Origin of the sequence: Paenibacillus sp. p3-SID1389 (assembly GCF_025151705.1) — a bacterium.
GTDB lineage: Bacteria > Bacillota > Bacilli > Paenibacillales > Paenibacillaceae > Fontibacillus > Fontibacillus phoenicis.
Genome location: NZ_JALXVO010000059.1, coordinates 1 through 24,443, shown reverse-complemented (window position 1 = coordinate 24,443; position 24,443 = coordinate 1). Strand labels below are relative to the sequence as shown.

The following is a 24,443-nucleotide window of genomic DNA, read 5'->3' as shown; positions in this document are numbered from 1 at the left end:
AGGATGTTTTATGGAACGAGTGGTTATTACCGGAATGGGTATTGTATCCCCGCTGGGCAATGATGTAGATACATTTTGGCAAGGGTTAAAAGAAGGACGCTCCGGGATATCGCAGATCGAACGTTTTGACGTTACGGATTTTAGCACCAAAATCGCCGGGCAGGTTCGAGGGTTTGACGGCGAGGCAATCTTCGGGCGAAAGGAAGCCCGCAAAATGGATCTCTTCTGCCAATACGCGTTGTTCGCCGCAGAACAGGCAGTTCAGGACGCCGATCTCAATCCGGAGCTGATCGACCGCGAGCGCTTTGGCGTGTATGTCGGCTCGGGCATCGGCGGGATTGAAACGTTGGCGGAAAACGTTAAAGTGCTCGAAAATCGCGGACCTAACCGGGTGAGCCCGAGTCTGGTGCCGATGATGATCTCCAATATGGCGGCTGCTCAGATCAGCATCCGTTTCGGCGCGTTAGGCGAGACGCTGTCTCCGGTTACGGCTTGCTCGATCGGCAATTCGTCGATCGGCGAGGCGTTCCGGCTGATCCGCAGCGGCGAAGCCGATGTGATGATCGCCGGCGGAACCGAAGCGGCGGTGCATCCGCTTGCGGTGGCCAGCTTTGGCAATGCAACCGCGCTCTCCAAGCGGAACGAAGCTCCGGAGCAAGCCAGCCGGCCGTTTGACGCGGACCGCGATGGCTTCGTGATGGGCGAAGGCGCCGGGATCGTGGTACTCGAGTCGCTGTCGCACGCATTACGCCGGGGAGCACGCATTCACGGCGAGTTGATCGGCTACGGTGCAAGCTCCGATGCCTACCACGTGGTCGCTTCGCATCCCGAAGGCGCAGGCGCCTATCTGGCGATGAGACGAGCGCTCGTCTCGGCGGGGATCACGCCGGAGCAGGTTGATGTGATCAGCGCCCATGCGACAAGCACCCCGGTCGGCGATCTTGGGGAGACGAAGGGGATCAAAAAGGCGTTTGGCAAATACGCCCATCGCATTCCGATTACGGCTAACAAATCGATGACCGGCCATATGTTTGGTGCGGCTGGCGGCGCGGAAGCTATCGCCCTGGTCCAAACGCTGAAGGAAGGCATCATCCCGCCGACGATCAATCTGATGAACCCCGATCCGGAATGTGATCTCGATTACGTGCCCAATGAGGCGCGCCGGGCCGAGCTTAAGATCGGGTTATCCAACTCATTTGGTTTCGGCGGACATAACGCCGTGATCGTCGTGCGTAAATATGAGGAATAAGTTCAACCCAACCAACCGTCCCGTCGATGCGGGACGGTTTATTTTTATTTCACAGGTCAGGCAACATTAGGTAGCCCTTACGCGTTAGGATAGGTAAGGGACGCCGCAGGATGAAATACAGATGAATCCGACAAAACCGGCATCGTGCGGAAGTCTTGAAATCTGAAACCACAGGGGGGCATATTGATGGGGAAAAGGGGAGAAAAGATAACGGTTTGGGGCGTTATCATTATGCTTCTGCCTCTGCTGCTTAGCGGTTGCGGGAGTGCAAGCAATGACGTTGCCTCGAATTCGTCGGCTTCTAAAGAAGCGATGAATCAAGCAAGCAGCTGGGCGGAAACCGAAATGGATGGAGCAGGCGCTGCTGAGACTGCAACTGATGTGGCCACAGCACCCGCGACCGGCTCTGTCGCACCGGATTCAGCGGCGGCTGGGAATGTGGGGAACGACAGCGAGGCGGTGAACTCCACGTCGGGATTTCAGCAAGCTAGTACCGATGCCGGGCTCAACCGCAAGCTGATCTACCGGGCACACGTCGTGATGGAAGTGAAGGACTACGCCAAGGCACAATCGGAGATCCGCAATCTGGTGACGCTGGCGGGCGGCTACATCGTAGAATTTTCCGAGAACCAATCGCAGCACGAGCTTGGCGGCAACTTTGTACTCAAAGTACCGGCGGCTGGCTTCTCCTCGTTCCTGGACCGGCTGGAGGGATTAAAGCCCGAGTCGTTGCAGCGGAACATCCAAGGACAGGATGTCTCGGAGGAGTATGTTGATCTGGAATCCCGATTAAAGGTCAAACAAGCGATGGAAGCACGGTACCTGAAATTCGTCGAGGAAGCGACCCAGACCAAGCAACTGGTTGAATACGTTAATGAGCTGGAGTGGATTCAAACGGAGATCGAGCAAATTAAAGGGAGAATGCGGTACCTCGACAGCAATGTGTCCTATTCAACGATTGATATCCGCGTCTTCCAGCCGGATCCGTCGAAGCTGACAGCGGCATCCAGCGATGATACGCCCTTGCTGGAACGGATGAAAAAAGCCTTGACCGGCAGCATCGACGTCTTGTCGCTCTTCTTCCAGTGGCTTGTCGTATTCGCAGCAGGGGCGCTGCCGCCGCTTGTCATTGCCGCCCTTATCGTCATCCCGATCTGGATCAAGCGCCGGAAGAACCGGGAGCAGCGCGAACGCCGCCGTGCTGAGCTTAAGGCTTCCAAAGCGACCTCGCCGCAACGGGAAACGATGCCTACCTCCAGTACAGAGGAAAAACAAGAGGATGTGGGTCATGTGAATCACCCGGAGGAACATTAAATTCAAGAAACGAATAAAAAAGTAAGCCCAAGGAAAAGAAAAGTCCTTAGCGCTTATTTTTTTGTGTGGGACTGGATCCAATTTACTTCATCTAAAACTAAACTTAAACGAATTCAATTTCGTTCTATGTTAAGATAACGGAACAAAACGCGGAAGTGAAAGGTTTGAAGATGGATGCTGAGAGATTATCTATAACTCCTGAGAGACATCAAGTATTTGCCGCTAGCAACCGTGGCGTTGGCCGGCGCCTATATGCTGAAGCGGACGCCGCTCAGCAGCAACCGGTAATCACAAGATTTAAGCCTCACTGAAGTATTCGCTTAAAAACTCACGGAAGCGCCGCGCCGCTTCAGACAAATAACGGCGTTCCAGCCAAGCAACGGAGTAGACCCGCCGGCAATCCGGGCTTTCGATTCGCAGCATCGGGTAGGCTGGGCGTTCATCCTTCCGGCAGGCCGGCATGAAGGCAACGCCTAATCCGGCTTGAACGAGGCTGCCCAACGCGCTGGGTTCATCGACCTCGCACACGATGCGCGGACGGAAGCCGGCGGCATGGCAAAACGACTCGTTGATTTTGTGAAACGGATGCCCCGTTTTATATTCAATGAAAGATTCGTCCGCCACGTCTTCGAGGCGGATGTTTTCTCTATCTGCCAGCCGGTGGCCGGGCGGTACAGCTAAGAAGACTTCGGCATTCAGCACCGGCTGTTCACACACCCCGGGATAATCCAGTGAGGAAGCGGTGAAGCACAGATCCACCTCGCCGGACTCCAGCAGCTGAATCATCTCCGCAGCGGATGCGGGGGACGTCTGGAGAATCCGGAAGTTGACCTCCGGATAGACTTCGCGAAAAGCCCTCAGTGCGGACGTAATCCGCCCCAGCGTATTGGTGGCCAAATGAATGCTGCCCCGCTCCATTCCCGCCAGATCCGCCACCTCACGGCGCCCCTCCTCCAGGACATCCAGCGCGGCCTCTACTTTTTTCAAGAAGGCTTTGCCAAAGGCGTTGAGCCGAATTTGACGATTTTGCCGATCAAACAGCGGGACCCCCAGGTCCTCCTCAAGCCTGGAGATCGTCTTGCTGAGCGCAGGCTGGGCAATATGCAGCTCTTGGGCAGCACGGGTCATATGCTCCAAACGAGCGACAGTGCGAAAATATTCCAATTGCAGCATCTCCATGTCGATGCCAACTCCTTTAGATTTACTCTGAATCGATAACCTTAAGTTTATGAATCTATAATTTAATATATTTTTTTCATTATTATTATTCAATCATACAATAACTTGTGAGGAGATCGATAGGAGGAGATTGCGATGAAAAATGCTGTTTCTACCGGTACGTCTGCTGCGAGTGAGAAGCTGATCCGCATTTTGGCGTTTACGATGACTTTGTCATCCATGGGCGCCACGCTTTTTAATATCGTACTTCCGGATATGAAAGAGGAATTTGGCTTGTCCGTGACTCAGGTCAGCTGGGTAACAACGATTTATGGACTGATTTATGCCATCGGTGCGGTGATCTATGGGAAATTGGCCGATGCTTTTTCGTTGAAAAAGCTGCTGACGTTTGGATTTCTTCTGTTCTGCGTAGGTTCGCTCATTGGACTTTCGGCGCAGGCGTATTGGATGGTCTTGCTGGGCCGTACGCTGCAATCTGCGGGAGCCTCTGTAGTGCCTGCTGCGGCGATGATTATTCCGGTGCGGTATTTCCCGGCCGGACGTCGCGGATATGCGCTCGGAATTACCGCTACAGGACTTGCGATCGGCGGTGTGCTTGGGCCTGTCGTCTCCGCGCTGCTAGTGAGTGTGGTCGACTGGAGATGGTTATTCTGCGTGCCGATGCTGATGCTGGTGATGTTGCCGTTTTATCGGAAGTACCTCAGCGATGAACCGCTTCAATCCGTCCAAATCGACTGGCTTGGCGGAGGCTTGCTTGCCGGTACAGTTACCCTGTTGTTGCTTGGGGTGACCTATGGGGGATGGGAGTTGTATTTGGGCAGCTTCATCGGGTTTCTGCTGTTTGTTTGGCGCATTCTACGTGCCCAGCAGCCGTTTGTGAATCCGCGGCTTTTTCGGAATAAAAGCTATTCGTTTGGTCTCCTGCTGTCGGCGCTGGTTATGGGGATCGGGTATGCGCTGCCGTTTCTCACGCCGCAGCTGCTGGCTGAGGTGAACCGGCTTCCTGCTGGCTGGATTGGATTTGCGATGGTGCCGGGAGCTGCCGCATCGGCCATCCTTGGCCGCAAAGGAGGCAGGCTGGCGGACACCAAGGGCAATGTCTTTGTGTTTTATCTGGCGTCGTCGTTGCTCATTAGTTGCTTCTTTCTCTACTCCGGGGTGTCCGGGGCATCGGCGGGTTGGGTTGCCGCGATTCTGATTCTTGGGAATGTGGGACAGATGTTCATGCAGTTAGCGTTGTCGAACACGATATCCCGCACCTTGCCGAAGGAGCAGACAGGGGTAGGCATGGGGATGCTGTCCATGCTGAGCTTTTTGTCCGGTACGGTCGCGATCAGCCTTTACGGCAAAGCTGTGGATTTCGGAGCGACGTCACATTGGAATCCGCTAAATCCATTTGAGGGTTCCGCCGTGTATTCCAATGTCGCTCTGGTTTTGGCGCTGCTGCATATCGGCATCCTGCTGTTCTACCGTTATTATGCTCGGCAATTTGGAGGTGCGACGAAGTCTTTGCTGAGTGACGGAATCCGTGTGGCAAAGCATGAATAAATCACAAATATCCATATAGAAGATCACTTTATTCTCGTTACTCCTCCTGGGGTTGATAGTAGAATGGAAGAAGATGAACGCTAGTCCAATTTAGATGAGAACCTACCAGGAGGATCGAGAATGCCTATCTTTTTCGATGAAGCGAAAGGCCTTTTCCATTTGCAGTCCCGCAATACAAGTTACTTGATTCAATTGGTTCACGGGTATCCTGCCCATGCTTATTTCGGGGCCAAGCTGCGCCATGGCAGCAACCTCGATCAGCTGCTGACCTTCCAGGAACGCGCTTCGTTTAGTCCGAACCCGATCCCGGAGGATAAGTCGATTTCGCTGGATTCTCTCCCACAGGAATATCCGCAATACGGAACAAGTGACTTCCGGAGCCCGGCATATCAGGTGCGGCTTGCGAACGGTACCCGGGCAACCGAGCTGACGTATCGCTCCCACCGGATCGTTCCGGGTAAGCCGGTGCTGAAGGGGCTTCCTGCTGTATATGTTGAGCAAGACCATGAGGCAGAAACGCTGGAGCTGGAGCTGGAAGATCGCGTTTCCGGACTGGTCGTCGTCCTGAGCTATACAGTGTTTGCTGATTTTGACGCCATCGCCAGATCCGCCCGGCTCACGAACGGAAGCAGCGAGTCGATCCAACTGGAGCGGGCGCTCAGCGCCTCGGTGGATTTCCCGGACGCGGCTTACGACGCCTTGTATTTATCCGGCGCTTGGGCTCGTGAACGCCATGTGCAGCGCAGACGGCTCGCACCGGGGGTGACCGGGATCAGCAGCCGCCGCGGGTCGAGCTCCCACCAGCAGAATCCGTTCCTGGCGCTGCTGCGGCCGGATGCGACGGAGCAGCATGGTGAGGTTTATGGCTTCAGCTTGGTTTACAGCGGCAGCTTTACCGCTGAAGCCGAGGTTGAGCAGTTTGGGACAACCCGGGTTCAGATCGGGATCAACCCTTTTGACTTTACGTGGAAGCTGGAGCCGGGCGAGAGCTTTCAAACCCCGGAGGCGGTGCTTGTGTATTCTGCTGATGGGCTGGGAGGCATGTCCCGAACCTATCACCGGTTGTATCGGACTCGGCTCTGCCGCGGGCAATTCCGCGATCAGGAGCGGCCAATTCTCGTTAATAACTGGGAAGCGACGTATTTTGATTTCAACGCGGACAAGATCGAGGCGATTGCCCAAGCGGGCAGCGAGCTGGGCATCGAGCTGTTCGTGCTCGACGACGGTTGGTTTGGCCGGCGCGACCGGGATAACAGCTCGTTAGGCGACTGGTTCGAGGACCGCCGCAAGCTGCCTGACGGGCTCAAGGACCTGGCCCGCCGCGTGAAGGACACCGGGCTGCAGTTCGGCCTTTGGTTCGAGCCGGAAATGGTCTCCCCGGACAGCGATCTGTACCGGGCGCATCCCGACTGGTGTCTGCACGTTCCGGGGCGGCGGCGGACAGAAGCCCGCGACCAGCTGGTGCTGGATATGTCGCGCAGCGATGTGCGTCAGTATCTGTATGAGCGCTTAAGTGCCATTTTCTCGACGGTGCCGATTACGTACGTGAAATGGGACATGAACCGGAACATGACGGAGATTGGTTCAGCGGTCAGCCCGGCGGAGCGGCAGGGGGAAGTCGCCCACCGTTATATGTTGGGGCTGTACGAGCTCTTGGAGCGTCTGACGAGCGAGTTCCCGCAGATTTTGTTCGAAAGCTGCTCCGGCGGCGGCGGGCGGTTTGATCCGGGCATGCTGTACTACATGCCGCAGACTTGGACGAGCGATGACACGGATGCGGCGGAGCGCTTGAAAATTCAATACGGCACCAGCATCGTATATCCGGTGTCGACGATGGGCGCGCACGTCTCGGCGGTGCCAAACCACCAAGTAGAGCGGACGACCCCGCTGACGTTCCGAGGGGATGTGGCCATGTCCGGCAATTTTGGCTACGAATTAGATCTTACCCGGTTTACGGAAGAAGAGAAGGAGACGGCCAAACGCCAGATCGCACTCTACAAAGAAATCCGCGGATTGGTGCAGCAAGGGGATCTGTACCGTCTGCAAAGCCCGTTCGAAGGAAATGAGACGGCGTGGATGTTCGTTAGCCCGGATCAGAGCGAAGCGTTGCTGTTCTATTTCCGCGTCCTTGCGGAACCTAATGGCCCGCTGCGCAGCGTCAAGCTGCAAGGACTTGACCCGGCCAAAGATTACGAGGTGGTCGGAAGCGGCGAAGTGTATGGCGGCGACCGTTTGATGAACGCCGGCTTGTCCATGGCTTCGGTGCGCGGCGATTTCAGCAGCAAGATGGTTCACTTGAAAACGAAGCCATAAATAACGCAAAGACCTGAGGGAGGTTAACCCCATCAGGTCTTTTTTTGATGATGCTTACGCAGGTTTCACTACATCACGGCAGCCGGGGAACATCCCCGTGGAAATGGCGATGCGGTTCCAGCAGTTGATAACTTTCATCCCAAATCCCTCCATTGGATAATGATTTGTGCTTACGCTAGACTCCTCATATCTTATCGAAAAAAGAAAAATAACCCAGCCCCTATGCAAAAGGGACTGGGCGGTGGGTGGTTCGATTAAAACTTGAAGATATGTATCGTCTTCTGCAGCTGGAACACGGCATTTTTCATCGCTTCGGCCTCTTCGGCCATCGCGCGGATCGAGGTAATTTGCTCGTTCATGGATGCCGAGACTTGTTCCGTGCCTGCCGCGGATTCCTCGGTGATGGCGGAAATGTTCTGAATCGCCGATGAGATGTTCTGCGCACTCTCCAGCATCTCCTCGCTCTCTCTGGCGAATGCGGCGATTTCCTCACTAATATACTGCACGCTTTGCACGATCTCTTGGAAGATTTGCTCTGCTTCCCGGATCATTTCGCTTTGCTGCCGGACAACTTCTTCATTGATTTTAATGTTCTGTCCAGCTTGCTTCACGTCTTGTTCGATGCTGCGAACCAGATTAAATACCTCTTTGGTTGAGGCGGTGGATTCTTCAGCCAGCTTGCGAACCTCGTGGGCAACCACGGCAAACCCGGCTCCATGTTCGCCCGCCCGCGCCGCTTCAATCGAAGCGTTCAGCGACAGCAGATTGGTCTGTTCAGCAATTTCAGAGATGGTTGCCGTAATTTTGGTGATCCCCTGCGCGTTTTTCGCCAAAGCCTCGATGGACTCAGCCACTTTCTCAGTTGCTTCGATGTTCTTGCGCATCCCGCTCGCTTGACGGGAGACGGACTCACGTCCACGCTCTACCAATTGAATCATTTCTTCGGAACGCTGATTCATCTCACGGGAGGCTTCGGTGTAATTGCTCACCTTCTGCTCAATCTCGCCAATCGCGTCCTTCATGCCGCTGACATCTTCGGAGATGGCGTTGGCACCAAGAGCCAGCTCGTTGGAGGAGTGGGTGACTTGGGTCATGACTTCAATCAGCTCCTGATTGCGGTCGGAAATCTTCCGGCTGGAATCCATTACCTTGCGGGTGATATCCGACGTTTCCTGGAGGATCTTGCGCAGCTTGTCCACCATGCTGTTGAAGGAGCGGCTGAGATCATCCATGCCTCCGGATTCCGAAATTCGACTGGTAAAATCCCCTTTGGCGATTTTGGCCGAAGCGCTGGTGATATCATCGAATGAATCCGTAAGCGCTTTCTGGAGGTAACGCGAAAGCGGGAAGGTAAGCGCTGCCAACACGACGATCAGCAAGATACCGATGACGATATGTCCCAGCAGGATGAAGGCGAGCAGCGATGGTACGGCAAAGAGCGCGGCCACAAGATAACAGGCAGCGGAGATCTTTCCGGATAAGGGAAGTCGGTTGAACCATGTCATGGGATTCATGTCCTCCTTAAGTAATAGGTGAATTCTACCATGATTATATCATTCAACACGTCAGGGGTATAGAATGAAATCTTCCGCGAAATGCTATCCGAAGGTTGAAAATCATCCAATTTTGTCTATTGATAATATTTGTGATACCCATATTGACAATAAACTTGATGCTCTGTTAAATATAGTAATGGATTGTTTCGCATACGAAATATTAAAGAGTAGAACTAAGTGTTAAAGGATGAGCACCGTTTGGACCAGAAGCAACGCATGCATGAGATCGTGGAATCCTTCCGCGAGGTGAAGAGAGCCTTTTACCAATTGCTATCCAAACAAGCCGAGCCCTTCGGCATCACCGGCATCCAGTTCATGGCCTTAAAGCGAATTCATCATCATCCGCAAATCGGGGTGACGGAGCTTGCCGAACAGATGCGGATGGGGAACAGCACGGTCAGCGGCGTGATTGATCGTCTGGTCAAAGCGGGGCTCGTGGAGCGCGGACGGGTGGACAGCGATCGGAGGTCCGTGTTCTTGCAAATCACCGACAAGGGAATGGAGGTATATCGGAAGACGGACCTCGAATATACCCGGGCGTTCTCGGCGGTCCTGGAGGCAGCGGGGGAAGACATCGACCAGATGCTGCAAACCCACCGCAAAATTATCGCATCCTTAGAGAAAGTGAGAGAGGAAACCTATGAACAGTAATACTGCTGCTGTACCGGCCGTTAACTTCAAGAGATGGCCGATTGTAATGGCGCTATTAATCGGGGCATTTGTGTCCCTCCTGAACCAAACCTTGATGAACGTTGCCCTGCCGAAAATGATGGACGACTTGGGCGTTGGAGCGACGACGATCCAATGGTTAACGACTGGATTTATGCTGGTGAACGGCGTTTTGATTCCGATCAGCGCCTTTTTGATGGAACGATTTACGACACGGATGCTGTTTATTTCCGCCATGGTTTTGTTCTCGGCGGGCACATTCATTTGCGGAATCGGTTCTAACTTTGAAATGGTGCTCATCGGGAGACTGGTGCAGGCGGCCGGCGCCGGTGTGCTGATGCCGCTGATGACCGTCGTCTTCCTGACGATCTTTCCGATTGAGAAGCGCGGGCAAGCGATGGGGATGATGGGGATCGCCATGATCTTCGCCCCTGCGGTTGGACCAACGCTCTCCGGCTGGATCATTGAGCATCACCCATGGAATGTTTTGTTCTGGATTATTTTCCCGTTTGCGGTTCTTTCGATTATTCTTGGCGTAATCTTTATGAAAAATGTAACCCAGGTTGGCCGTCCAAACCTGGACGTCTTGTCGATCATCTTGTCGACAATCGGCTTTGGCGGTATCTTGTATGGGTTTAGTGAAGCTGGCAGCACCAGCTGGGGCGAGACAGATGTTGTCGTCAGCCTGATTGTCGGCGTTATCACCTTGGGCTTGTTCCTGTGGCGTCAACTGATATCGGATAAGCCGCTGCTGGAGTTCCGCGTATTCCGTTACGATATGTTTTCGCTGACTACGATCATCAATGTGGTGATCACCATGGCGCTGTATGCGGCGATGATCTTGCTGCCGATTTACCTGCAGAACATCCGCGGCTTCTCCCCCGTGGAATCCGGGCTGCTGTTGATGCCGGGGGCAATTTTGATGGGGATTATGTCGCCGATTACCGGGATGATCTTTGACCGGATTGGCGCTCGCTGGCTGGCGGTTATCGGGTTGACCATCACCACCGTAACGACCTGGGAATTCAGCAATTTGACCGTAGATACGACGTATACTCATCTCATCTTGATGTACACCGCACGGATGTTTGGGATGTCGATGTTAATGATGCCGATTCAGACGGCCGGTCTCAACCAACTGCCGGCGCGGCTGAATGCCCATGGCACCGCGATGTCCAACACGCTGCGGACCATCTCGGGAGCATTGGGGACCGCACTTCTCGTGACGATCATGTCCTCGCGTGCCAAGGATAAGGCGGCCGAAATGATTCTCGCGGCCGGAATTAATCCGAAAGACCCGGCTAACGCCCAACAAGTCGCCTTGATCACTCGGGATGCGACGATCAACGGGATTGATTTTGCCTTTGTCGTGGCGACGGGGATTACGCTGGTGGCTCTCATCTTATCGTTCTTTATCCGCAAAGTGCAGGTAAATAAAGAAGGTCAGGGAACTGGGAAAGAGGAAACCGGCATGAAACCTGCGAAGGCTTAGTGAGTTCTCCCATAATTAGAAAAGGTACAACCACTCGATTGGAGCAGTTGTACCTTTTTCATTTTCGCATCTTATTGAGAACAGGGGCTTACCCAAGCTCAACCTCGACTTGGTGTACGCCGCCGTCGCCAACCGGCGGAATGATGTTGCCTTGAATTGGCTGGCCGTCCACCGTGATGCTGGCCACGCCTTTTTCCACATGATTCGGGTTGCTCACGCGGATGACGTACGTGTCCCCCCGGAAGACGCGGGTGATTTCGTATCCGTCCCATGCCGACGGAATGCAAGGATCCACTTTCAGCCCTTTAAAGTCAGCTTGCACGCCAAGAATAGCTTGCGTGATTGCTACGTAGTTCCAGGCTGCCGTCCCGGTGAGCCAGGAGTTCTTCGCTTCGCCGTGACGTACGGCGTCTTTGCCGGCAATCATCTGCGAGTAGACGTACGGCTCCATCCGATGGATTTCGCTGATGTCCTCCAGGTAAGCCGGGGCGATTTTTTTGTATACTTCAAACGCCCGATCGCCGTGGCCCAATACGGTTTCCGCGATCATGATCCAAGGGTTGTTATGGCAGAAGATCCCGGCGTTCTCTTTGTACCCCGGCGGGTAGCTGGAGATTTCGCCCAGGTTCAGATAATACTTCGAATACGGCGGCTGTTGCAGCACGATCCCGTATTTCGTATCAAGGCGCTTCTCAACGGAAGTGAGCGCTTTGGCTGCCAAGCCTTCCTTGACGCCGATGCCTGCCATGACGCACATGCCTTGCGGCTCGATGAAGATTTGGCCTTCGGCGTTTTCCTTGCTGCCGACCTTCTCGCCGTAATGATCGTAAGCGCGCAGGAACCAGTCGCCGTCAAAGCCGTGCTCCAGCGTCGTTTTGCGCATTTTCTCCGTCCACTCCAGCGCTTCCTTCGCCTCGGATTCCAGCCCGCGGATCCGGCAGATTTCAGCGAAGTCTGGGCCTACGAAGACGAACAAGCCGGCGATAAATACGGACTCAGCTACGCGGCCTTCGATGTTCGCCGTAGTTTGGAATGACTCACCCGGCTCCTTGGAGAAGCAGTTCAGGTTGAGGCAATCGTTCCAGTCTGCGCGGCCGATCAACGGCAGACCATGCGGCCCCAGGTTGTGCACGACGTGGTAGAAGGAGCGCTTCAAATGCTCGAACAGCGTTGCGGTATTGTCCGGATTGTTATCAAACGGCACTTGTTCATCCAGAATGCTGATGTCGCCGGTCTCCTTGATGTAAGCCGCTGTACCCAGCACAAGCCACAACGGGTCATCGTTAAAGCCGCTGCCGATCTCGTTATTGCCTTTCTTGGTGAGCGGTTGATATTGGTGATATGCGCTGCCGTCCTCAAATTGCGTAGCGGCGATGTCGAGAATCCGCTCGCGGGCCCGTTCCGGGATTTGATGCACAAAGCCAAGCAAATCCTGGTTGGAATCGCGGAAGCCCATGCCGCGGCCGATCCCGGATTCGAAATACGAAGCCGAACGGGACATATTAAACGTCACCATACATTGATACGGATTCCAGATATTTACCATGCGATTCAGCTTGTCGTCGCCGCTTTGGATTTGGTATTTGGACAACAGGCCGTCCCAATACGCAGCAAGATCTGCCAAAGCGCGGTCAACGTCGGCGTCCGTAGCGAATTTCTCGATCATCTCGAGCGCTGGTTTTTTGTTGATGACACCTGGGGATTCCCATTTCTCTTCTTCCGGCACTTCAACGTAACCGAGGATAAAGATCAGGCTTTGCGTTTCGCCTGGGGCAAGCTTCAGCGTCACTTCATGCGAGCCGATCGGGGACCAGCCGCTGGCTACGGAGTTGGAAGCTCTGCCGGCTACAACGACCTGCGGTTCGTGCAAGCCGTTATACAGCCCTACAAACGATTCGCGGTCCGTATCAAAGCCGTCGATGTCGCGGTTCACGGAATAGAAGGCATAGTGATTGCGACGCTCACGGTATTCCGTTTTATGATAGATGACGGAATCCAGCACTTCCACTTCGCCGGTGCTCAAGTTGCGTTGGAAGTTGGTCATGTCGTCCTGAGCGTTCCACAGGCAGAACTCGGCAAAAGAGAAGAGAGAGACTTTCTTCGTCTGGGAACTCGTATTCTTCACTGTCAGGCGATGCACTTCGCCGTTGTAGCCCAGCGGAATAAACGCCAATTGAGTGACCGAAATGCCGCCGCGTTCCCCGGTGATCGACGTATATCCCAAACCGTGCCGGCATTCGTAGAAATCCAGCTCGCGTTTGACCGGCATCCAGCCCGGCGTCCAGAAATCGCCGTTGTCGTGGTCGCGGAGATAGTAGTAACGTCCGCCGGTATCCAGCGGAATATTGTTGTAGCGATAGCGGGTCAACCGGCGCAGGCGCGCATCGCGATAGAATGTATAACCGCCGGCGGTATTGGAGATGAGTCCGAAAAATTGCTCATTGCCAAGGTAGTTAATCCAAGGGTAAGGGGTTTGCGGCGTATGAATCACATACTCTTTACGCTGATCGTCAAATGCTCCAAATTTCATGAACAGGAACTCTCCCTTCGTTTGTGAACGCGCGTTTATTTTGATGAGAAAAGGTTCCTCCGGCGATCGTTAAAAGATCGGGGAGGAGGGTAGGGTGTTTGGTTATTTCGCCGGGGGTTGACAGGAATCCCGGATCACCAGACGAGTTGGGAAGCTGACTGTGCTGAAGGTAGGTTGCTCCGCTTCGCAAAGCTCAATCACTTTGAATACGGCAGCCTTGGCCATCTCATCGATGGGCAGCCGGACGGTCGTCAGCTTCGGCGTAACCCGGGAAGCTAACTCGACATCGTCAAAGCCGATGATCGACACTTGCTCCGGTACGCTGATCCCTTTTCCTGCAAACGCTTCCATCGCAGCGATGGCCATATCGTCGTTGGCGCAAAATAAGGCCGTTGGCCAGTTTCCTTGCTCGATCAGCCGCTGAGCCTCGCGGTAGGCGCTTTCCTTCAGGAATTCGCCCTCAAGGATATATGCTTCATGCAGCGGCAATCCGTGCTTCTGCAGCGTGTGCTCATAAGCTAAGTATCGCTCACGACCCGAGTACGTATTCATGCTGCCTTTCAAAATGCCGATGTCGCGATGCCCAAGTTCAATCAAATATTCGATCGCCTGGACCGTGCCTTCATAGTCATTGGAGTTGATAACCGCCAGATGATTTTTGTTCAGGCGCTCGGTCATGATTTCCGCGATGTCATAATCGACGAGCACTAACGGCGCTTCCTGATCCACCATTTCCCGAACCAGCTCGATGTCCTTCTGCGTGCCCACCAGAATTCCGCCATCAATCCGCTTCTGCAGGAAGGCTTGCTTCACCTTCTGGAAATCGCCCGGCGAATAAACGGTATGAATCAGTACATAAAATCCGCGGGCATTGGCCGTATCGACGACCATGTCGACGATCGGGGCAAAGTAGCTGTTCTGGTAGATGCGGCTTGTGTCTTCTTTCTCTGTCATGCTGATGGCGAACAGGCCGATCGTATCCGTCCGTTTGCCGGCGAGCGCCCGGGCGAAGCTATTCGGCTCGTAATGGTGCTGCTCAATGACGCGGAGCACCTTGGCCCTGGTCGCTTCCGGAACGTTCGGATAGTTGTTGATCACCCGTGATACGGTGCTGCGGGACACCCCGGCCAGTTTGGCGATGTCTTCACTGCGCATAAAGGTTTGTCCCCACTTTCGTAAACGCGCGTTTATAGGGTTATTTTATAGCATCCCCTGAAATTAATCAATTATGAAAAAACGCACGAAAAAATGGCGGCTATTCCGCCGCCTTCGGGAGATTCTCCAAGTAGGTCTTTATCATCGTGATCGCTTTGTCTTTGTTCTTCGCGTCGACACGGAGCGAAATAATCAAGTCTGTATAACCCAGCGGCAGCTCCTTGACGAGAGTGCTGTTGGTGACTTTAATGCCGTACACATGCTCGGTATTGTCCTCGTCGGATACATCCTTGACAAGGTTGTTTTCCGTCAGAAGATCCTTTAATTCACCGTTAACCAAATCATCGAGGCTGAGAAAAGCGCCGCCATTCGATAACCACTCAAAGGTAGGCGCATCGGTTATATAAATATCCGGACTTGTCGAAGCGATCACGGCCATCGCTTTTTGCTGATAAGCGATATCCGCGGTACTCAAGGCTTCTCCTTGCGGCGGTAAGTACAGCATTTCAATTTCCACTCTTTGGAATCCGGGAATTTGCGCTGTCATCGTTTGCTCCAGAGCGTCGACACCGCCGTTCTGGTCGTCAGTCAAATAATTGCCGGCCATGATGATCGACAGATCGATGGGAGGCAGGGCGGCCAGTCGTTTTTGTTCTTCAAGATGGTTAAGATAAGCATTCGTCCCCCAAATAATAGCTGCGATGGCAATGATTCCGATGATCACATAATTGCGATAAAGCCGAAAAAAATCGTCAACCTTCTCAGCGGTCCCGGCAAATTTGCCCCACTTCTCATAACGCCTGCGGGTTAACTCCGCGAGCTTGCGCTGTTCCTCCGTCTCCACGATCCGCTTGTAAGCCTGGATCTTACGCTCGATTTCCTCGGCTTCGCCGGGATCAAGGTTGCGTGAGCGGGATTTGCGCAGCAAAATGTCGAATTCTCTCTCCAGTTCTTCGCGGGAAGCGTTTTCGGGCAGTCCAAGCACCCCATAAGCCTGTTTCAGATTGTCGTTGTCCATCGTCTTTCTCCTCTAAATCCATCAAGGTTTTAATGTATAAATATTATATGGAAAGTGATGCCTACATTCATTATACTTTGTATTTGTATCGAAGGGAAATCGCTGATCGGCAGGAAAAAAGCCGGGTGAACCTTGCGGTTCCCCGGCCTTTACTTTAAGCCTTGGGGTGGTTGAAACTAACGGACCCGGCGCATGGAAAGGATCACTGTGCTCCAATACCCGCTGTCCAGCGGGCTGATTTGAACTCCGGGAGCACCCCAGGTATGAATAAATTTGCCGTCGCCGATATAGATGCCGACATGGCCGGGAATTTTGTCGGATTGAAACCGGCCGGGGACCGTGAAGAAGATCAAATCTCCCACTTGCAGTTGATCCCGCGTCACCGGCACGCCTTCTTTGGCTTGATCCCGGGCCAGCCGCGGCAGGTCTTGACCAAACTTCTTAAAGACATGACGGGTGAAGGACGAACAATCAAATTTTTTGGACTGTTCGTAAGGTGCGGCGCCAAATTCATAAGGTACGCCTAAAAACTGCTTGGCATAGGCGACCATCTCATCCTGATGTTCGGCAACGCCTAGAACTCCGTACCGGCTCGTTCCTGTCTGCGGTGGAATATTGCCGCCCGCCGGGGTAATGCGGTCAAAGCTAAGCTTTCCCGTGCGGGAATCGATCTTCGCTTTGGTTTGCAGCAGGGCGGATACGGCATCCATCGTCATATAGAGCTGACCGTTCTCACGCACCGGCGCCTGAGGCAGAGCGATCGGCTGCCCAAAGGAAATCGCATGTCTCTGGCTAGGCTGGACGGTAAACATCACATCGGTATAACCGAGATTGGCGCTGTCACTGTTCTCCTGCAATCGCAGGCCAAGGCTCTGAGCCACTTGCGTTAACGGCACCCAGGTTGTGCCGTTGGATTCGGTGATGGCTTCTGTTCTCACCGGGGAATTGCCGGATGGAGGGACAGCATTCGAGCGGAGCCGATCCTGCTGGCCGCAGGAAGTGATCATGGTCAGCGGCAGGGTCAAACAAACAAGGAACATCCCAAACCTCAAGGAAATCCGCATAAGATCATTAGCACTCCATTCATTTAGATTAGCGAATCACTTGAAGTATGTAAAAAAAGAGACAGAACTATTCGGAGAGAGAAATCAAAGGAGCATCCATCAACAATGAAGAGCAATATTATGCAAAAATCGTTTGTATCGAGAAAGCCGTCCCGCCAGCGCCGCAACTTGGCGATCGCGACCTGGGAGGGCGTGCCCTCCACGATCTTCCAAACGTTGCTTGGCGGTCAGTTCCTGACGGGATTTCTGCTGTATCTCGGGGCGAATTCAGCGCAAATCGGCTTTGTCCTGGCGATAACGACTTTCGTGAATATTGCTCAAATCGCCGTTGCTTTTCTCATTCAGCGATTAACCAGCCGCAAATGGGCGCTGGTGCTGTTCGTTGGGCTGCATCGCATTCTGTGGGGGGCAACGGGCCTTGTTCCGTTTGTTTTACCGCGCCATTATTGGGTTGCCGGATTTATCGCTCTATATATCGCGGCGTTTATATTTAATACGGTTGGAGCGATGCTGTGGAACTCGCTGATTAGCGATATTGTGCCGGCCCGCGTACGGGGAAGATATTTTGGAATCCGTAATACGTTTCTTAATGCGCTGAACACGTTGGTGATGTTTTTGGGTGGGATGGTGCTGGACCATTATCCGGCGGCGCAGGGGTTCTTTTACTTATATATCGTGATCTGGATTTGCGCGATCGCCAACATCATCGTGTTTATGTTCTATCCCGATGCGGCTTTCGAGCGCTCAGCGGAAAGCAAGTTTATGCCGATGCTGCGTAAACCGCTCCAGGACGGAGCCTTTATGAAAGCAACGTTGTTTCTGGCCGGCTTCCTGCTGCTGCAGAACCTTGTCGTGCCGCTGTACTCGTACGTGATGTTGGAGCTGCTGCACATCAATTATCAGACGATCTCGCTTTTAAATGTGACCCAGACGGTCTTTATGATGGGAAGCTTTTACGTGTGGGGGAATCTGAATGCGCGTTACAGCAATCGTCGCTTGCTGTTCTGGACGCTACCGATCATTGCGCTGGCGATTCTATGCTGGGGCGGACTGTCCGTGTTGCCTGTGCTGCCTGTGCTCTTCCTGGCCCATATGATATTTGGGGTTGGCGTCGGCGGATTTAACCAACTGGCCTTTAACTTTATGATTGGCGACACGCCCAAATCGGAGCGTCCGATGTATATGGCGATGTATTCGGCGATCACGGGGGTGGCCTCTTTCTTTGGTCCGCTGCTCGGCGGGCAGGTGTTGGAATGGATTGAATCGTGGCCGATGTGGACGCAAATCTTTGGCATGCAACTGTTCGTTGGGGCGTCCATGATCGTCTTGGCTGCAAGCTTGGGTCGCAAAATCTTGCGCGATGCATGATGTAAAGCGGATGGAGACAACATGATAATTTGCGACCCTAAAGCTGTTGTGATGGACAGGGGTGACTTTTGGAGGCGCTTTAAGGTATATTACAAGATGAGCGCTAAGCAATGAAGGGAGATTACCATCCATGGCACAAAGAACGGCTTATGAAGACACTTATCAAGGAGAAAAAGCAGTTTGGCTCAAATCCGGGCGTTATGAGGCGGTGATGCTGCCGGAAATCGGCGGCAATCTGATCGCTTTCCGCGATGTCGAAAGCGGTTACCGTTTCTTGCGTGAGCCCGGTGAACAGGAGATGGAGGCGTTCAAAAGCAATCCCGGCGTCCACGGGATCCCGGTGCTGTTCCCGCCCAACCGTTATGAAGACGGACAATTCCCGTGGAAAGGTGAAGTTCTTCAATTTCCGGTGAACGAGGCCGCAACTCACAACCATTTGCACGGATTTCTACATACGACGGCCTGGGAGGTTGAGGATTTCGGACAGACCCCGTTGGAAAGTTACGTTTCTGTCAAAGTGTCGGTTGACGAGAACCACGAGGTGTATCGGTACCTTCCCTTTAAATTTACAATGCGGCTGAGATATTCGTTGAGCGATGATGGCTTGGCTCAGCAGGTGTTCATCCGCAATGACGGCGACAAAGAGATGCCATGTCTGCTAGCCTTCCATACCGCGGTGAATGCCCCGTTTGCGCCTGAAAGTACGGCAAAGGATTACAAGGTCAAGCTCACGATCGGGCAGCGTTGGCAAATGAGCGAGCGGATGCTCCCAACCGGATCCTTCCAGCCGCTGACAGCTGAAGAAGAGCAGATGAAAGGGGAAGGCGTCTATCCGTTCTTCGCTTCGATTGATAACCATTACACGGCGGTACCGCAAAACGGCAGAAACCGGATGGAGCTGACCGATACGAAGCTCGGCAAGACGCTCGTGTATGACGTAGGGACCTCCTACAAGCAATGGATGATTTGGAATAACGGGGCGACGGAAGGCTTCTTCTGTCCGGAGCCGCAGATCAATCTGGTGAACGCACCAAAGTCGAATTTACCGGCAGAGGAAATTGGTCTGTTTAGCCTGCTTCCCGGCGAGATTTGGGAGGAACGCGCCCGTCTATACGTGAAATAAGAGGGACAACGGAAAAAGCAGCCGACCCGGCCGTCTACGACGGTGCGAGTCAGGCTGCTTTTTGCCTTTGGCCGCTTGGCAGGTCAGTTCAGCGGAGGGTTAGTTCACTCCGGCAGTGACTTTGCCGCGTTGAGACGGGATCAGCCGTTTCAATTGCTCCAGATTACGTCTGGGGACCGAAATCGTCTTGATCCCATGCCGTTCATCCCGGAACCAAACAACGTTATCGCGAATTTCCGAGACTTGGGTCAGGTTCACATAGCAGTTCGTGCTGATGCGGTAAAAGCGAGGGTCTGAGATCAACTTCGAGGTCTGTTCGGCGGATAATCTCTGTTTAATACTGTAATTCCGTCCATGGAAGCAAACCAGTCCGTGAGCTCCGATCTTGAAGAAATACGTCTCGTAAGGATTAAGATCCTCGTAGACGCCTCTTTCTTCGAGTCCGACGTTCATCATTCCAAATCCCCCTTTAGAAGATGCTTTCGGAAGCGCTTACAGTATATCATATTTTATCTGGTTTGGGTAGCTGGCCTCATTTCAGTTTCAAATTTAACTTTATCCCGGGCGAGACTGGACTTTTTGGGTGAATTACGGAAAAATATAGGGGACATCATTTAAACAAGCTTCATATGAAGGAGGAATTTCACTTGTCAGTCTCACAACAACGATTGCTGATATTTGTGGGATCGTATGCTGAAGCGAGCGATCCCGGAGTTTACACATATGAAATGGATTTGGACGCAGGGGAGCTCCGTCTCCTGGATCAAGCGTCCGGGTTAAAGAACCCCACATTCCTGGGCATCCATCAAGATTCCCGCAAGGTGTACGCGATTTCCGAAACGACCTTGGGAGGGGAGCGGATCGGGGAAGTTGTTGCGTTTGATGTGGATGCGGGCGGCAAGCTTCGTGAATTGAACCGGGAAGTGACGATTCGCCCTTCCTCCTCGCATATTCAACTTGACCGCAGCGGTCGATTTGCCGCCGTATCGGGGTATCACGGAGGGAACGTTGGCCTTGTGGCACTTCAAGCAGACGGAACCGTGGGCAAGTTGGTTGACGAGCGCCAGCATGAAGGGCAAGGGGCTGATCCGGTGCGCCAAGATCGTCCGCATCCCCATTCTGTTACTTTCAGCCCGGATAACCGATACGCGTTGGTGGCCGACTTGGGGTTGGACCGCATTTTCGTCTATTCGTTTGAACCTGAATCCGGACAGCTGGTTTACCGAAGCGAAGCGTCTACGCCGCCGGGGGCTGGTCCGCGACATCTTGCATTCCATCCGAACGGGCAGTGGCTTTATTCCATCAATGAAGTGAATTCCTCGATTTCTCTTTTTTCTTATGATGCAACAACCGGAGAGCTGGCCTTGCAGGACACCGTACCCACGTTGCCTGCTGATTATACCGGGGAGAACACCACGGCAGAGGTAGCCATTTCGGCAGACGGCCGTTATCTGTACGGTTCCAATCGCGGCCATGACAGCTTAGTGCAGTTTGCAATCGATCCGGAGAGCGGACGGCTTACCTTGGTTGAACATGTCTCCAGCGAAGGCGGTCATCCGCGGCATTTTGCGCTTACCCCGGACGGTAAACATCTGATTGCGGCGAACCGGGATAACAACTTGCTGGCTGTCTTTACGGTTGATCCCGATAGCGGACGCTTAACGTTTACCGGCCGAACCGTATCCGTATCCAAGCCGGTTTGCGTAAAGCCGGTATGGTTCTAACTATTTTATTTGCAAAGTCTTAACGGCTCGCTTAAGATTAACGCAGGGGAATACCCTCCAGTAACTGTGAAGGAGCCGTTTGTGACTCATGACGTTTTTTAAGGAACTGTTTCAAATGGCGGGATTCCGCAGGGTGCTTGCCCTGCTGTTTGTCGTCCTCGTTTTGTATTTCGCCCGCAGTATGCTGAATATGCTGCTCATTACGTTTATTCTGACGTATTTAATCAATCGGCTGCACAATTTCATCAGCCGGAACGTAGCCAAGGTGATTCGCATCAATCGAACCGTCACCGTGCTGTTTATTTACGTCGTGCTAATTACCTTGCTTGGTTCCGCCATCTACTATTATATGCCGGTGCTGCTTACCGAGCTGACCGACTTGGTCAACCAGGTGATTTCGTTCTATTCGAACCCGCCGGTGCTCCCGGATAACCCGATTTTGAATTACATCGTGGAGTACTTGAAAGATATCGATCTATCGGCATATATTAACAACGGGTTTACGTTCTTGCTCAGCACGCTGACGGATATCGGCGAATGGAGCTTAAATCTGTTCATCGCGATCGTACTCAGCTTGTTCTTCCTGCTGGAGAAAGAGAAGGTCACGAACTTTGCCGTCCAGTTTCGGGAAAGCCGGATCGGAGGGTTGTTCAAGGAGCTGGAGTACTTCGGTCGCAAATTCGTTCAGTCCTTCGGCAAAGTGATTGAAGTGCAGTTTTTGATTGCAACGGTAAATGCGGTATTATCGACCATTTTCCTATGGATTTTAGGGTTTCCGAATCTGATCGCCCTGGCGATCATGATCTTCCTGCTAGGGCTTGTTCCAGTTATGGGGGTTATCATTTCGCTGATTCCGCTGTGTGCGATCGCTTTTAAAATTGGCGGATTGATCAAAATCGTCTATGTCCTCATCATGATCGCGCTTGTTCATGCAGTTGAAACGTACTTCTTGAACCCGAAATTCATGTCCAACAAAACGCATTTGCCGATTTTTTTCACCTTCCTCATTCTGCTGGTCTCTGAGCATTTCCTTGGGGTCTGGGGACTGATCGTTGGTGTACCGATCTTTATCTTCCTGCTGGATATCGTTGAGGTTCCCGTAGGAGGGACTCCACATAAAGCGGTAGGACCTGCAGTGGAGACGGGGGCGCCGGAAGAGAAATAAATCGTTAGATCATGCAAAACCGCTGAGCGTACCTTTTAGGCCGCCCAGCGGTTTTTTCACGGTTGTCCGTAGTTATTCACCTGGGTTAGTGAACCATATGGCTCCAGTTGACCTTGTTATTTTGGTAATCCGCTGCGGGCTGTCCCGGTATCCGGTCCTTCCAGTTGCGGTTGATGACCTTCTTCAACTTGTCCGGAAGCTTGGACTTCATTTTGTCCGCTTTTTCCTGGTCGATTTTGCCCTCAGCCAGCGCTTTGTCGATATTCCGGTTCGCGGACTCGGTCAGCTTCTTCAGATATTCCTCTTCGCTCCAGCCTTTCTCGGCCTGCACGACTTGCAGCAATGTCTTGCCTTGCTTCAGTTGGTCTACCAGGGCTTTGGGCTCGATTCCCAGCATTTCGGCCGTATCTTTGACGATGTGACCGCCACGGAAATGGCCGTGCGGGTGATGCTTATGCGGCTTGGTTTCCGTCTGCGACGGACTTGGACTCACCTGCGGCGTTTGATCCGCCGGAGCGCCGGTTTCCGCATATGCGGTGCCCGCCGTAGCAGCCGAACCGGCAGCCAGCAGAAGTGCAAGGGTCAATTTGCCAGCCATCGGTTTCAAGTTCTCCATAAACATGGACATTTTTCACCTCTTCGTATAGAATTATTTGGTCCTTGCCTTTATCAGTTTTGACCAAAAACAGGCAGGATATCTGAGATGAACCTTAATATTTGTTAAAATTTTGCTTAAAATAAATGGAATATGCTGGGGGACGTAGGGGGAATGGAAGTGACATTTGGCGCAAGAATGCTAAAAACGGGGGTTGCGGTTACACTGGCTTTATATGCCGGTACTTTACTGGGATTATCCTCGCCGGTGATCGCGGCGATCGCCGCGATTTTTGCCATACAGCCGACCATTTATCGTTCCTGGCGTTACTTGATCGATCAGCTGCAGACGAATACGCTTGGGGCCGTGTTAGCGATGCTGGGCGGCATGGTCTTCTCCAATGAACCCATCGCCGTAGGGCTGGTTTGCATTCTAGTGATCATGATCTGTCTGCAGCTGAAAATGGGGGATACGATTGGCATTACACTGGTTACGGTCGTGTCCGTGATGGAGGCGTCAGGCCAGTGGGAATTTGCGTTAAACCGTTTTCTGTTGAGCTTAATTGGTATTTTTTCAGCTTTTATTATCAACATCGTCTTGTTCCCGCCCAAACCAAAGGTACAGTTCGAGCAACAGGTCCGGCAAACGTTTGATCAGCTGTCGCTGCTGCTAAGAACGGCGATTTCCGATGAGATTAAGGAAGCGGTGTTCCGGTCCGATAAGCGTAAACTTGAGGATACCATCAGCCAATTAGCAGATAAGTATAAGCTGATGGAGGAGGATCAGAAGAAAATCAAAGCACCGAAATTTAGCGACCATCGTCAACTTGTGGTGTATAAGCAAATGCTGCGCACGCTTCGCCAAGGGCTTGAGGTGCTGAACGCGGTGGAGCAGCATTATTTCCAGGCGGCTCGCACGCCGGAATTAAATCAAGAATTTGACGAGCATCTGGAGAAGCTGACCAAATTCCACGAGCATGTCATGCTGAAGTTTGATGACAAGCTGAAGCCGGGCTACTGCGAATCGATGCAATTTGAAACGGAAAACGACGAATTCCTGCGGCGGATGCTGGACCGATATGCAGCCGAGCGCACAGGCGTGCTGCGCTTATCGATTGTGTCAGCCGAAATGTATGAATACGGTCACCAATTGGAGCGGCTCAACCGGTTGGCAGATCACTCCACAGCAGCGACCGGCGATTAATGGGAATAACAAAAAAGTCCTGCCTTTAAGGCAGGACTTTCATGTCATTCATCGTGTAAACATAGATTGATAAGTAAAGTTCATCTTGGTACAATAAAAGATAGACTATCAATCGTTGTTGCAGATCAGATTTTATCCAAATCAATTATAACATGCTTTTTATCATTTGTCAAGATAT

19 protein-coding genes are annotated in these 24,443 nt (G+C 52.9%); 11 read left to right on the top strand and 8 right to left on the bottom strand.

All coding sequences use genetic code 11. The annotated features are described in order from the left end of the window. The first annotated feature begins 10 nt into the window (after positions 1–10). The gene (fabF, locus tag M3G15_RS18585; RefSeq protein ID WP_260071721.1) at positions 11–1,249 is read left to right on the top strand and encodes a beta-ketoacyl-ACP synthase II; all 1,239 of its coding nucleotides are present in this window, start codon (positions 11–13) and stop codon (positions 1,247–1,249) included. A gap of 186 nt (positions 1,250–1,435) precedes the next feature. After that, positions 1,436–2,563: a DUF4349 domain-containing protein gene (locus tag M3G15_RS18580; protein WP_260071720.1), complete on the top strand. Its 1,128-nt coding sequence runs from the start codon at positions 1,436–1,438 to the stop codon at positions 2,561–2,563. 297 nt (positions 2,564–2,860) lie between these two features. On the opposite strand, the gene M3G15_RS18575 is transcribed toward M3G15_RS18580, so the two are convergent. After that, positions 2,861–3,742 carry a LysR family transcriptional regulator gene (locus M3G15_RS18575; RefSeq protein ID WP_260071719.1) on the bottom strand — a complete coding sequence of 294 codons (882 nt, stop codon included), beginning with the start codon at positions 3,740–3,742 and terminating at the stop codon, positions 2,861–2,863. A 135-nt stretch (positions 3,743–3,877) separates the two neighbouring features. Between M3G15_RS18575 and M3G15_RS18570 the strand changes: the two genes are divergently transcribed. Both M3G15_RS18570 and M3G15_RS18565 read left to right on the top strand, forming a co-directional pair. Continuing rightward, entirely contained in the window at positions 3,878–5,290 is a 1,413-nt protein-coding gene (locus M3G15_RS18570) for an MFS transporter (protein ID WP_260071718.1), read from the top strand. Positions 5,291–5,410: 120 nt separating this feature from the next. Further along, positions 5,411–7,603 carry an alpha-galactosidase gene (locus M3G15_RS18565; protein WP_260071717.1) on the top strand — a complete coding sequence of 731 codons (2,193 nt, stop codon included), beginning with the start codon at positions 5,411–5,413 and terminating at the stop codon, positions 7,601–7,603. A gap of 254 nt (positions 7,604–7,857) precedes the next feature. Here M3G15_RS18565 and M3G15_RS18560 read toward each other — a convergent pair whose 3' ends face one another. Continuing rightward, complete coding sequence (locus M3G15_RS18560) at positions 7,858–9,108, bottom strand: methyl-accepting chemotaxis protein (RefSeq protein ID WP_036643720.1); 1,251 nt, start codon at positions 9,106–9,108, stop codon at positions 7,858–7,860. A gap of 249 nt (positions 9,109–9,357) precedes the next feature. On the opposite strand from M3G15_RS18560, the gene M3G15_RS18555 reads away from it, so the two are divergent. Then, positions 9,358–9,810: a MarR family winged helix-turn-helix transcriptional regulator gene (locus tag M3G15_RS18555; protein ID WP_260071716.1), complete on the top strand. Its 453-nt coding sequence runs from the start codon at positions 9,358–9,360 to the stop codon at positions 9,808–9,810. Further along, on the top strand, positions 9,800–11,320 hold the full coding sequence (locus tag M3G15_RS18550) for a DHA2 family efflux MFS transporter permease subunit (protein WP_009222933.1): 1,521 nt from the start codon (positions 9,800–9,802) through the stop codon (positions 11,318–11,320). Before M3G15_RS18555 ends, M3G15_RS18550 begins: the two co-directional genes overlap by 11 nt. 88 nt (positions 11,321–11,408) lie before the next feature. On the opposite strand, the gene M3G15_RS18545 is transcribed toward M3G15_RS18550, so the two are convergent. The 4 genes from M3G15_RS18545 to M3G15_RS18530 all read right to left on the bottom strand — a co-directional run bounded on the left by M3G15_RS18545 (position 11,409) and on the right by M3G15_RS18530 (position 17,087). Beyond that, a complete protein-coding gene (locus M3G15_RS18545; RefSeq protein WP_260071715.1) occupies positions 11,409–13,850 on the bottom strand; it encodes a glycoside hydrolase family 94 protein in 2,442 nt (813 codons plus the stop codon). A gap of 102 nt (positions 13,851–13,952) precedes the next feature. Further along, positions 13,953–15,005, bottom strand: a complete 1,053-nt coding sequence (locus tag M3G15_RS18540) for a LacI family DNA-binding transcriptional regulator (protein ID WP_260071714.1) — start codon at positions 15,003–15,005, stop codon at positions 13,953–13,955. Positions 15,006–15,105: 100 nt separating this feature from the next. Next, positions 15,106–16,023, bottom strand: a complete 918-nt coding sequence (locus M3G15_RS18535; protein WP_260071713.1) for a type 2 periplasmic-binding domain-containing protein — start codon at positions 16,021–16,023, stop codon at positions 15,106–15,108. 176 nt (positions 16,024–16,199) lie between these two features. Then, entirely contained in the window at positions 16,200–17,087 is an 888-nt protein-coding gene (locus M3G15_RS18530) for a C40 family peptidase (RefSeq protein WP_009222937.1), read from the bottom strand. A gap of 105 nt (positions 17,088–17,192) precedes the next feature. Between M3G15_RS18530 and M3G15_RS18525 the strand changes: the two genes are divergently transcribed. Both M3G15_RS18525 and M3G15_RS18520 read left to right on the top strand, forming a co-directional pair. Further along, positions 17,193–18,455: an MFS transporter gene (locus M3G15_RS18525; RefSeq protein WP_260071712.1), complete on the top strand. Its 1,263-nt coding sequence runs from the start codon at positions 17,193–17,195 to the stop codon at positions 18,453–18,455. Positions 18,456–18,585: 130 nt separating this feature from the next. Next, positions 18,586–19,578, top strand: coding sequence for an aldose 1-epimerase (locus M3G15_RS18520; protein WP_260071711.1), 993 nt, complete (start codon positions 18,586–18,588; stop codon positions 19,576–19,578). Between the two features lie 99 nt (positions 19,579–19,677). On the opposite strand, the gene M3G15_RS18515 is transcribed toward M3G15_RS18520, so the two are convergent. Continuing rightward, on the bottom strand, positions 19,678–20,034 hold the full coding sequence (locus tag M3G15_RS18515) for a LytTR family transcriptional regulator DNA-binding domain-containing protein (protein WP_009222940.1): 357 nt from the start codon (positions 20,032–20,034) through the stop codon (positions 19,678–19,680). Positions 20,035–20,207: 173 nt separating this feature from the next. Here M3G15_RS18515 and M3G15_RS18510 point away from each other — a divergent pair, with 173 nt between their 5' ends. Beyond that, entirely contained in the window at positions 20,208–21,302 is a 1,095-nt protein-coding gene (locus M3G15_RS18510; protein ID WP_009222941.1) for a lactonase family protein, read from the top strand. Between the two features lie 88 nt (positions 21,303–21,390). Next, on the top strand, positions 21,391–22,467 hold the full coding sequence (locus tag M3G15_RS18505; protein ID WP_009222942.1) for an AI-2E family transporter: 1,077 nt from the start codon (positions 21,391–21,393) through the stop codon (positions 22,465–22,467). 85 nt (positions 22,468–22,552) lie between these two features. Here the strand turns inward: M3G15_RS18505 and M3G15_RS18500 are convergent, their stop codons facing one another. Next, a complete protein-coding gene (locus M3G15_RS18500; RefSeq protein WP_009222943.1) occupies positions 22,553–23,095 on the bottom strand; it encodes a hypothetical protein in 543 nt (180 codons plus the stop codon). A 141-nt stretch (positions 23,096–23,236) separates the two neighbouring features. Between M3G15_RS18500 and M3G15_RS18495 the strand changes: the two genes are divergently transcribed. Then, a complete protein-coding gene (locus tag M3G15_RS18495) occupies positions 23,237–24,265 on the top strand; it encodes an FUSC family protein (RefSeq protein WP_260071710.1) in 1,029 nt (342 codons plus the stop codon). Positions 24,266–24,443 lie beyond the last annotated feature (178 nt).